The 8771-nt window shown below is 68.3% G+C and carries 22 protein-coding genes; 18 read left to right on the top strand and 4 right to left on the bottom strand.

Going from position 1 to position 8771, the window contains the following annotated elements; translation table 11 throughout:
• Positions 1 to 17 precede the first annotated feature (17 nt).
• The 9 genes from ADL05_RS25825 (at position 18) to ADL05_RS25860 (ending at position 3662) form a co-directional block, all read left to right on the top strand.
• A complete protein-coding gene (locus tag ADL05_RS25825) occupies positions 18 to 215 on the top strand; it encodes a hypothetical protein (protein ID WP_053619604.1) in 198 nt (65 codons plus the stop codon).
• 23 nt (positions 216 to 238) lie between these two features.
• Positions 239 to 460 carry a hypothetical protein gene (locus tag ADL05_RS25830; protein WP_053619605.1) on the top strand — a complete coding sequence of 74 codons (222 nt, stop codon included), beginning with the start codon at positions 239 to 241 and terminating at the stop codon, positions 458 to 460.
• A 9-nt stretch (positions 461 to 469) separates the two neighbouring features.
• Entirely contained in the window at positions 470 to 667 is a 198-nt protein-coding gene (locus tag ADL05_RS25835; RefSeq protein ID WP_053619606.1) for a hypothetical protein, read from the top strand.
• Positions 667 to 858 (top strand): hypothetical protein, encoded by a 192-nt coding sequence (locus ADL05_RS25840; RefSeq protein ID WP_053619607.1) that lies wholly within the window; start codon positions 667 to 669, stop codon positions 856 to 858. The genes ADL05_RS25835 and ADL05_RS25840 overlap by 1 nt, the downstream gene beginning before the upstream one ends.
• Complete coding sequence (locus ADL05_RS25845) at positions 858 to 1235, top strand: hypothetical protein (RefSeq protein ID WP_053619608.1); 378 nt, start codon at positions 858 to 860, stop codon at positions 1233 to 1235. The genes ADL05_RS25840 and ADL05_RS25845 overlap by 1 nt, the downstream gene beginning before the upstream one ends.
• Positions 1235 to 1402 (top strand): hypothetical protein, encoded by a 168-nt coding sequence (locus ADL05_RS30835; protein ID WP_156366036.1) that lies wholly within the window; start codon positions 1235 to 1237, stop codon positions 1400 to 1402. Before ADL05_RS25845 ends, ADL05_RS30835 begins: the two co-directional genes overlap by 1 nt.
• Positions 1402 to 1836 carry a hypothetical protein gene (locus ADL05_RS25850; RefSeq protein WP_053619609.1) on the top strand — a complete coding sequence of 145 codons (435 nt, stop codon included), beginning with the start codon at positions 1402 to 1404 and terminating at the stop codon, positions 1834 to 1836. Before ADL05_RS30835 ends, ADL05_RS25850 begins: the two co-directional genes overlap by 1 nt.
• A gap of 300 nt (positions 1837 to 2136) precedes the next feature.
• Positions 2137 to 3345: a helix-turn-helix domain-containing protein gene (locus tag ADL05_RS25855; RefSeq protein ID WP_053619610.1), complete on the top strand. Its 1209-nt coding sequence runs from the start codon at positions 2137 to 2139 to the stop codon at positions 3343 to 3345.
• 71 nt (positions 3346 to 3416) lie between these two features.
• Entirely contained in the window at positions 3417 to 3662 is a 246-nt protein-coding gene (locus tag ADL05_RS25860) for a hypothetical protein (protein ID WP_053619611.1), read from the top strand.
• A gap of 92 nt (positions 3663 to 3754) precedes the next feature.
• Here ADL05_RS25860 and ADL05_RS25865 read toward each other — a convergent pair whose 3' ends face one another.
• Complete coding sequence (locus ADL05_RS25865; RefSeq protein WP_053619612.1) at positions 3755 to 4018, bottom strand: winged helix-turn-helix domain-containing protein; 264 nt, start codon at positions 4016 to 4018, stop codon at positions 3755 to 3757.
• A gap of 78 nt (positions 4019 to 4096) precedes the next feature.
• Between ADL05_RS25865 and ADL05_RS25870 the strand changes: the two genes are divergently transcribed.
• The gene (locus tag ADL05_RS25870; RefSeq protein ID WP_053619613.1) at positions 4097 to 4396 is read left to right on the top strand and encodes a hypothetical protein; all 300 of its coding nucleotides are present in this window, start codon (positions 4097 to 4099) and stop codon (positions 4394 to 4396) included.
• A 190-nt stretch (positions 4397 to 4586) separates the two neighbouring features.
• On the opposite strand, the gene ADL05_RS25875 is transcribed toward ADL05_RS25870, so the two are convergent.
• Entirely contained in the window at positions 4587 to 4970 is a 384-nt protein-coding gene (locus tag ADL05_RS25875) for a DUF6221 family protein (protein WP_053619614.1), read from the bottom strand.
• Positions 4967 to 5230 (bottom strand): hypothetical protein, encoded by a 264-nt coding sequence (locus ADL05_RS25880; protein ID WP_053619615.1) that lies wholly within the window; start codon positions 5228 to 5230, stop codon positions 4967 to 4969. The genes ADL05_RS25875 and ADL05_RS25880 overlap by 4 nt, the downstream gene beginning before the upstream one ends.
• Before the next feature lie 98 nt (positions 5231 to 5328).
• On the opposite strand from ADL05_RS25880, the gene ADL05_RS25885 reads away from it, so the two are divergent.
• The 8 genes from ADL05_RS25885 to ADL05_RS25915 all read left to right on the top strand — a co-directional run bounded on the left by ADL05_RS25885 (position 5329) and on the right by ADL05_RS25915 (position 8282).
• Complete coding sequence (locus ADL05_RS25885) at positions 5329 to 6207, top strand: hypothetical protein (RefSeq protein WP_053619616.1); 879 nt, start codon at positions 5329 to 5331, stop codon at positions 6205 to 6207.
• A gap of 26 nt (positions 6208 to 6233) precedes the next feature.
• Entirely contained in the window at positions 6234 to 6584 is a 351-nt protein-coding gene (locus ADL05_RS25890; protein ID WP_053619617.1) for a hypothetical protein, read from the top strand.
• Positions 6585 to 6592: 8 nt separating this feature from the next.
• Complete coding sequence (locus tag ADL05_RS25895) at positions 6593 to 6865, top strand: hypothetical protein (RefSeq protein WP_053619618.1); 273 nt, start codon at positions 6593 to 6595, stop codon at positions 6863 to 6865.
• Positions 6865 to 7077 (top strand): hypothetical protein, encoded by a 213-nt coding sequence (locus tag ADL05_RS25900; RefSeq protein WP_053619619.1) that lies wholly within the window; start codon positions 6865 to 6867, stop codon positions 7075 to 7077. The genes ADL05_RS25895 and ADL05_RS25900 overlap by 1 nt, the downstream gene beginning before the upstream one ends.
• A complete protein-coding gene (locus ADL05_RS25905) occupies positions 7074 to 7292 on the top strand; it encodes a hypothetical protein (RefSeq protein WP_053619620.1) in 219 nt (72 codons plus the stop codon). The genes ADL05_RS25900 and ADL05_RS25905 overlap by 4 nt, the downstream gene beginning before the upstream one ends.
• A gap of 71 nt (positions 7293 to 7363) precedes the next feature.
• On the top strand, positions 7364 to 7741 hold the full coding sequence (locus ADL05_RS25910) for a hypothetical protein (RefSeq protein WP_053619621.1): 378 nt from the start codon (positions 7364 to 7366) through the stop codon (positions 7739 to 7741).
• On the top strand, positions 7738 to 7866 hold the full coding sequence (locus ADL05_RS32210) for a hypothetical protein (RefSeq protein WP_255351867.1): 129 nt from the start codon (positions 7738 to 7740) through the stop codon (positions 7864 to 7866). The genes ADL05_RS25910 and ADL05_RS32210 overlap by 4 nt, the downstream gene beginning before the upstream one ends.
• 152 nt (positions 7867 to 8018) lie before the next feature.
• Positions 8019 to 8282, top strand: a complete 264-nt coding sequence (locus ADL05_RS25915) for a hypothetical protein (protein WP_156366037.1) — start codon at positions 8019 to 8021, stop codon at positions 8280 to 8282.
• 49 nt (positions 8283 to 8331) lie between these two features.
• Here the strand turns inward: ADL05_RS25915 and ADL05_RS30090 are convergent, their stop codons facing one another.
• Positions 8332 to 8712, bottom strand: coding sequence for a hypothetical protein (locus tag ADL05_RS30090; protein WP_231640910.1), 381 nt, complete (start codon positions 8710 to 8712; stop codon positions 8332 to 8334).
• Positions 8713 to 8771 lie beyond the last annotated feature (59 nt).

Below are 8771 nucleotides of genomic sequence, written 5' to 3' on the forward strand. Positions count from 1 at the left end.
GCACCGACGGAGGAACCATGAACGACCTGCCCCGCGACCCCGGCACCCTCTACGCCGTCAAGTCCAACGTCACCGGACGCCACATCACGCTCCCCGACTACGGGGCCGCCTACGAGCACTGGCACGCCGGACGTGTGGTCTACACGAAGAACGGCAACGGCACCCGCGCCGAACGCAACGCCCGCACCTGGCAGCCCGTCGACCCGCCAGCCTGACCCCCTGAACGAAGGAGCACAACATGGCCAGCTACACCGACCACATCCGCCCGAACCAGCGGTACAAGAACTGCCACCCGCTCGACAGCACCGTCCTCATCGTCCGCGAGTACGACGGCGGCGACCGAGTCAAGGTCACCGACACCCGAGGCAAGAACGTGCGCTGGATCAACGCGAAGACGTTGCGCCCGTCCGCGACCAAGCCCAACGGAGAGCCGTACAAGTCCGGCTACGCCCCCGCCTGAGGAGCCCCCTTGCCCACCCCGGCCGTTGACCTCACCCCCGGCGACACCTACGCCTACGGCCCCCACGTGTTCACCGTGACCGCCCGGCCGTACACCGTGCCCGGGTGCTTCGGGGAGGACGTGCTCCGCATCCCCGTCCGCGACCACAACGGCGTCGACACCTGCGACGTCGTGTACCCCGACCACGAAGTACAGAAGGAGACGTGATGGACCACGCCGACCGAGTCCGCATCACCCGAACGAACTCCCCCGCCAACCCCTACGCGTGGCGGTGCACCGTTCCCGACTCCGAGTCGTACACCGGAGAGTGCGGAGACGCCTCGTTCTCCAGCTCGCAGGAGCGCGCCGAAATGGACCACGCCGCACACGTCGCCGACAAGCACACCGAGGAGTCCTGATGTCCGGCCTGTCCGCCGACCCCACCCTGTTCCGCTGGACCGGCGGACCCGACCAAACCGAAGACCCCACCTGGGCCGTGAACGCCATCCAGGCGGGAGGTCTGGAGTTCACCAACGACGGCACTCCTGACGTGCGCCTCAAGGTCACCGACACCGGGCAGACCGCTAAGCCTGGCGACTGCCTCACCCACCGAGACGGCACCATCCGAGTCATCCCCGCCGGGGTGGCGCCGAACGCCTGCCGACACTGCGGCGACGACAAGTACCACCACGGCAACCAGTGGCACCGGGCGGTCGGGTTCCACAAGTGGATCGAGCCCACCGACGAACAGCGCAAGGACCGGATGAAGGCCCGCGCGCTGGGAGGAGAGAAGTGATGTCCGACCCCACCGACGGACAGGTCGCCGCTGTCATGGCCGCGATCGTCGCACCACCCGAGAAGCAACCCCGCAGTGTCGCGGTCGAATACCAGCGGTTCGAGCTGGAGCAGACCATCCGGCGGGTGTGGCCGCACATCGCAGAACAGATCACCAAGGAGACGTGATGGACCTGCGTGACCGGATCGCTGACGCCATCGCCCGCGCCCACGACGACACCCCCGCCAGCGTGCACCCGCTCATGGAGGACTACCGGGAGACCGCCGACAAGGTGATGGAGGTGGTGGACGCTGAGATCGGGCGGCTCACCCGGGAACGTGACGAAGCCCGCGATGCCGCCCGCACCTACCTCCACAACGGGGCAAGGCTCATCAACAAGCGAGCAGTGAAGCAGTACCACCTGGAGGAGGAAATCAAGCAGCTTCGGCGGACCGTGCCCGACCCCGACGACCTCGCCACCGTCCTCGAACTGACAAACACCCACGCCCACAAGGTGTCCCGCCTGTGGGGCCCCAACGGGACCTCGTGCGAGAAGTGCGTGGCCCGCTTCCGGGTGAACGCCGCCCCGGCCCGCGCCCGCCAGCTCAAGGAGGAGAAGTGAACAGCCCCGAGGAGCGCCCGCCACTGCTGAGCGGCCCCCGAGTCATCCCGCGATGCCGATGGTGCAAGCGCCGGGTTCGCATCCGCGCCACCGGCACCGCGACCGCCCACAAGGTCAAGGGGGAACGCTGCCCTGGGAGCGGCCAGAACATGGACCTGCGAGAAACCACCTGACCACCCACCACCGTGAGGCCCGGCTTCGGCCGGGCTTCCGTGCGTCACAACCAGGTCGAGCCCCTGACAACAAGAAAGCCCCGCCCTACCCTGAGAGTGCGACCAACCAGGAAGGACGGGGCCAGACATGACCCACCATACCGAAGAGACCACCGGCCAACGAGTAGCCCGACTCCGCAAACTCCGCGGCCTCACCCAACACGGGCTCGCCGACCGCGCCCACGTCTCACGCGGCCTCATCGCCAAAGTAGAAACCGGAGACCGGGTGGCCACCCCCGCGTTCATTGCAGCCGTCGCCGGCGCCCTCGCAGCGGATCCCACCGAACTGTCCGGGCAGCCGTTCCGCGGAGACACCGCAGCCAAAGACCGGGTGCACGCCACCATCCCCGACATGCGCCGCGCCCTGGACACCATCGACGTCCCCCCGGATCTGGGTATGGCGCCGCGCCCGGTCCCGGTGCTCGCGCGCGAGATCGAACGGTTGCGCCAGTGCTCGCTGAACGCCCGCTTCGTGGACGTCGGCACGTCCCTGCCCGCTGTGCTCACCGAGTTGGCCGTGCACCTGCACACCACCGAGTCCCCGCGCGTGTGGCGGCACATCAACGCCGCCCAAGCACTCGCCGCGTCCATGACGCGCCGGCTCGGGTACATGGACCTCGCGACGGCCGCCATCAAGGACGCCGCCACTTCCGCGGGACGCTCCGACGACCCCAACCTCCCAGCGCTCGCGCTGCTCCCCCGGGCGCTCATGATGATGATGTACGGGTCATGGGTCACCGGGTTGCAGTTGGTGCGCACCGCCGCCGGCCGACTCGACCAAGACACCCCGCAGGCGTTGGCGGTGTCCGGGGCGCTGCAACTCCGGTCGGCGATCCTGTCCGCGCGGGGCACACAGACCGGTGACACCACCGAGTCGCAGGCATGGGATCACCACGCACAAGCCGTGGAAGCCGCACAGCAGCTCCCCCCGCGCGCCCACGACTTCTACGCGCTCCAGTTCAACCCCGCCAATGTGGCGATCCACGGGGCGGCGGTGGCTGTGGAGATGGGCGACTACGACGAAGCGCTCCGTCGGGACACCGAGATCACCGCGCCCGTGCTGGCGTCCCTGCCGGATGAGCGCAGGGCGCACCACGGCATCGACATGGCGCGCGCTTACGTGGAGCTGGGTAAGCGCGACAAGGCTCTGGAGCGGCTTGTGGGCGCCGAGAAAGCTGCCCCGCAGATGACCCGCTACCACCCGTCCGCGCGGGGCGTGGCGGCGCACCTGGTGGACTACCACCGCACCATCCCCGAGCCGTTGCGTGGGTTGGCGCGGAGGATGCAGGTCAGCTAGCCGACGGTGTCAAGAACCCGCGTGTCCCAAGTTGGGACAGCAAAGGTGTTGCGGGCTGTGACCGTGGACACATGGACGCTCACAGCCCGGACGGGGCCCCGCAGCCACGAGACGAAGACGCCCACGAACTCGCCCGCCTGGCCCGCATGTACGGCGACGAGTACCGGGTGTGGCGCACGGAGCGGTTCTGGATGGCGACCGCGCTGGTGGACGGTGTCACCCCCACGCTCATGGAGGAGACCGCGGACGCCCTGGAGGCGCGCCTACGCGCCCCGGGGAAGCCGATCGCAGCGAAGTACACGCTGGGGTCGTCGTGACGCGCCCGGGTGTGCTGTGGCGGTGCGAGGCGCCCCGTGAGGACATGTCCGACCTCGCGGAAGCGGTACGGCAGTGGGTGGCGCTCAACCCCTCACCCGCCCGCGACGAACGTGCCCCGCTGCGGAACCACGTACACCACACCGTCCTCGACCAGCAGCCGTATCGACCGGCGCACCGTCGACCTGGCCAACCCGTACTCCTGCACCAGGCGCGGCTCCGACGGGATCGCCCGATGCGCAGCCCAGTCACCGCGGCGGATGCGCGCCGCCAGGATCGCAGCCAACTGCCGGTACGGGGTGACGGGACCGTCATAGTCGATCTCATCGTCCGGCCCGAACTCTGAGTGATGTGCCATGGGCGCACCGTAGAGACGTGCATACGTTCAGGTACCAGCGGATACGTTTCGATACGTAGGAAGACAAGGCGATACAAGATGGCTGCCCTCGAAGGACTCGCGCAACACGCCGCGCCAGACACCGACCGGTCCCAGCTCGACCTGTGGTTGGTCGACCGCGACCAGGTCACCGACGCTGACGGTGTCCCGCTCACCGGTGAGGAGCTGGTGGCGCTCGCCACCCGCATCGGTGAGCACACCCACGCCGGCCCCGGGACCCTGCCCGCACTCCCAGCGACCGTGGAGTTTCACCGGTGCCTCGTGCACATCGGAGGCCGGGCGCTCATCGGCGGTGAGGTGGCTGCGCTGTCCGTGCACGTGGCCAGCCTCGCCCAATAGGTCGTCCGCGCGCCCCCACCGTCCTGAGGACGCGCGCGGTCAGGTCCTGGGTGCGGCTGGTGGGCCGCCCCGGGGAGGGCCCGGCGGGGAAGCACGTCCGGGTCCGGCCCCCGTCATCCGCAAGGGTGGCGGGGGTTTTCGCCTGAGTGGGCCCCGCCCCCGGGAGGGAGGGCGGGGCCGTGGGGAGAGGCTACGGGATGCGGATCTTGGCGTAGTCGCGGTGGTCGCTGTAGACGGACGCGAGGGCTTGGAGTACGAGGTCGTTCCGCAGCAGCTCCGCGTCAGGCACCCCCTGCGATTCGCCCTGTTCGATGCGCGCCCGCTGCTCACAGAGGTCGATGATCCGTCGCTTCACCTCGATCTCCCGCAACACCCGGGCGGGATCGTTGCGGACGATGTGGCGTGACACCCCAGCGTCGAAGGTGAGTAGTTCTTCTTCGTGGTCGCCGAGCGAGATGGCTCCGGAGCGCACCTCGCGCCAGTCCGGTCCGGCGTCGTTGTGGGCGCCGAACGCGAACCGCGCCGCCCACTCTTCCTCGTCCAGCCGTGCGGCCAGGAACTCGGTGATGGTCATGATCCGGTCTCCTTCTTCTTCGCGGCGCGGCGGGCCTTGATGGCCTCACGGATCTCGGGGTTCAGTGCCTGCCGGATGGTCTCCCGGGTGTATCCCGTGGCGTTGATCAAGTTGACCTGCTTCCACCCGGCGCGGGCGTGGATGTCGCGTAGTCGCTGGTCGCGGCGTTGGATGGCTTGTTCGGTGAGTTCTTCTATGTGGGCGATGTCGGCGTCGTAGTCGGCGATGGCTTGCCGGACTTCGGTCTCTGGGTTGGTCATCCTTCGAGGATAACAGGCAACGTTTGGCCTAACCATGCTTGACAATGCCTAACCATGCTTGACATACTGAGGTCATCAGCACAAACGAGGGAGCGGACATGACCAGCACCGAGATCCCGGCAGGGACCAGCGTCACGATCACCACCGGCCAGTACGCGGGGCGCACCGCCACCGTCCTGGACCACAACCACGGCGCCGTCGACGCCCCCGACCGCCCCAACCACGGGCGCGCCTACCTGATGGTCGCCTTGGACAAGCCCGACCACGAGTGGAGCCCCGGGTGGACGCGCCAGTTCGCCGACGAGCTCCAGGTGAACGAAGAGACCAAGGAGCCCGCCCGCACCCCCTACGACGCCGACCACGTCGTGATCATCGAGGAGCCCGGCACCATCACCGCCCTGTACATCTACGACCCCGAGAAGGCCAAGGACCCCCACGCGACCTACAACGCCCCGGGCTTCAGGGCCATGGACGAGTACGAGGTTGTCGCCGAAGCCAGCCGCTTCTACAAGGTCTGCGGCGCGGACTTCTCCGGATGGATCGTTCGGAGCGGCAACGAGTACAACACCGAGCCGATCCCGAACAAGAAGGCCGCCATGCAGGAGCTCAAGTACTGCATCGCCGACTACTTCACCGGAGGGGCCACCCCCGAGGAGACGGAGAAGGCCCCGGAAGCCGAGGCGAACGACACGGGCAGCCCCGCCCCCGCTCTCGTAGAAGAGATCGCACGCATCACGGAACAGCAGCCCACCGGAACCCTCGCGGACTGGTTGGGGACCGCGCTCACCAGCAACGTCGCCCACCTGCGCAGGGAGCCCGGCGGCGCGGAGGCATGGTGCGACCGCAACAGCCAACGCCCCGTAGGCACTCGGAAGGTCATCGCCTGCCACACCTGCGCAGAGATCCTCTGGGAGCTGTCCAGCGAGGCCATGGCCCGGGTCTATCAGAACGCCGTGCGCGACAACGTCAACCGCTAACCCCCTCTGGCCTCGAAGGAGCCCCCGTGAAGATCCGCCCCACCATCGAAGAAGCCTGCGTCAAGAGGGCCATGCGCCAGGCCGCACGCCGCGCGACCGTCGCCACCCGCAAGGCAGCGTCCGCCGCCCACCGCGACGGGCTCCACACCATCGCGAGCCACCTCCGCCAGATGGGCGCCGACGAGAAGACCGCGACCGCGATCGCCGCCACGCTCCGCAAGAAGGTCACCCCCGGCATCCGTGGGTTCGCGCTCAAGGACGGTGTACGCCGCTCCTGCACCCGCTACACCCGCGGCCAGATCCTCGCCGCCCTGGTGGTCTACAAGCCCCGCAGCGACGCCAACAAGGCGTTCCGCACCCTCGCCCTCGCCGCATAGGAGACACCGTGACCAAGACCGAAACCCGCGCTTCCTACCGCGCCCGCAAGAAGGCGTTCCGCGCACAGCTCCCCCAGTACCTGCCGCACCTCGCCGCCATCAACGACGAACTCGCCGAGAATCCGGACGACCCGCGTGGCGACGACTGGGCGTTCGTGGACGCTCTCGCCGCGAACATCCGCGAAGCACTCGCCAACAAGGCATGGCTCCAGCGGCAGAGCCACGCGACGCTGGAGCGCATCGGCCGCATGGGCACCGGCTACGCCCAGGAGGTGTCCTGATGGGCCGCACCTACCGCGACGGCACTACCAGCGTCGGACCGCAGTGCGGCGAGTGCGGCCACCCCGCCCGGTGGCGCATCGACTGGTCCGGAACCCGACTCGGCCACACGCACGCCTGCGGACAGCACATCGCCAAGCTGGCACCCCGCGACCAGGACGCCATGCTCCTCAGTCCGATCGAACCGCAGCGCATCCCCTTGGAGGAGTCGTGACCGCGTCTGTGGAGATCCCCTACTACACGCCGCCCGAGCCACCCGACGACGAAGACCAGAAGTGCGTGGTGGAGATCGACCGGTTGGGCTACCTCGACAACTGCGGGCTGCCCGTCGACGAAGGTCGCATCTGCGCCGGGCACATGCTCGACATCGACGCCGGGCGGATTCCCTACGCCGAGTACCAGCGGTACGTGCGCCACTACGGCGCATGAAGACGGCCCGACAGGAGCTTGCACCCTCCCGCCGGGCCCACGGAACCCACCCTGCGAAGGAAGAAGGAACCATGGCCAACGCTACCGCCATCGCCCCCGCACGTCGCGGACACGCGCACATCAACCGGATGCTCGACTACATCCTCCAGAAGTCCCGCCGGTGGACCACCGACAAGCTCGCCGACCTGATCACCCGCGAAGGCATCGTTGGGCAGCCCAACAGCGCCGACAACGGGCCCGTCGGGTTGTACGTGCTCGGGAAGATCCAAGCCGTCGGAGTGCCCGTCACCACCTACAAGTGGGACAAGGCACTGGAGGTGTACAGCGGCGAGGAACTCCTCGGCGAGGTGACCGTGCCCAAGGGCCACACCATGTACGACCTCGACGCGGAGATCAACGACCTGACGCGGGCGGAGCTGTGCGACCAGGGCGAAGGGGACCAGCGATGATCCGCGCCCGCCTCTCCCTGATCCTGTTCGACTTCATCCAGTGCAGCCGCGGCCACGGCATGTTCGACCCGCGCATGGGCCCGTGCCCGGTGTGCAAGACGCCCGTGTACGTCCCGAGGGCGTAGGTTGCGCACGGCCAGTCGTGGCCGTATGATCATGTCAACGTAGAAGTTTTGTCGAAAGGCCCGGTCTTCGGATCGGGCCTTTTGCGTGCCCGGAGGTGCTTGTGGTCTCAGCCGCCCAAGAACGCGACCACCTCAAAGGCGTCGTGTCCCGCATGGGCAAGACCCAAAGCCGCGTCCGAGCCATCATGGACCTCGCGACCGCGTACACGTGGACGACAGCCGCAGGCACCACCGTGCGCATCGAACCCAGTCACAACGAGGTCGACGACGTCATGATCACAGTGGGCGGGACCATCTACGGGTGGACCGACAGCATCGACACCGCGGTCACCAGCGCGGCGCGCATCGCCCCGCCCGCTGACACGGACCTCGCCGCGCTGCTCACATGGACCGCGTGCGGGCACCAGCGCACCTGAACGTCCCGGCCGCTCCGCTCCTGGGGGTGGCGTAGAGCGGCCGGGCGACTCACCAAGGCGAAGACGGATTCGTCGCCTCCGTGTTCTCCTCACACCACGGAATCATCGCCTCCGCAGCCGCATCCTGATCCGCCGAATGCTCCCGAGCGATCTCCCGCAGAGCAGGTTCCGCGTCCTCCTCCAACGCCGCCACCAAGATCTCCCCACCCAACACGAACATGTCCGTCTCCTCCGACGGCATATCCGCACGACGGTACGCATCCCACAAGCGCAGGTCATCACAGATGAACTGGGCAGAGTTCGCATCCACCTCAACCTCAGGCGAAGGGGCAGCAGCCTCCGACGGCGACGCCGGCGCGTCCACCGCGGGCTCACCACCCGAGCAACCCGACACGACCACCAGCACCACGAGCGCAGCGAACCGCTTCACGACACACCTCCAGTAGGGGGAAGCGTCGGAGCGGGCGACGCACAGGCCACCAGTGTGCA

Source organism: Nocardiopsis sp. NRRL B-16309, assembly GCF_001279585.1.
GTDB lineage: Bacteria > Actinomycetota > Actinomycetes > Streptosporangiales > Streptosporangiaceae > Nocardiopsis.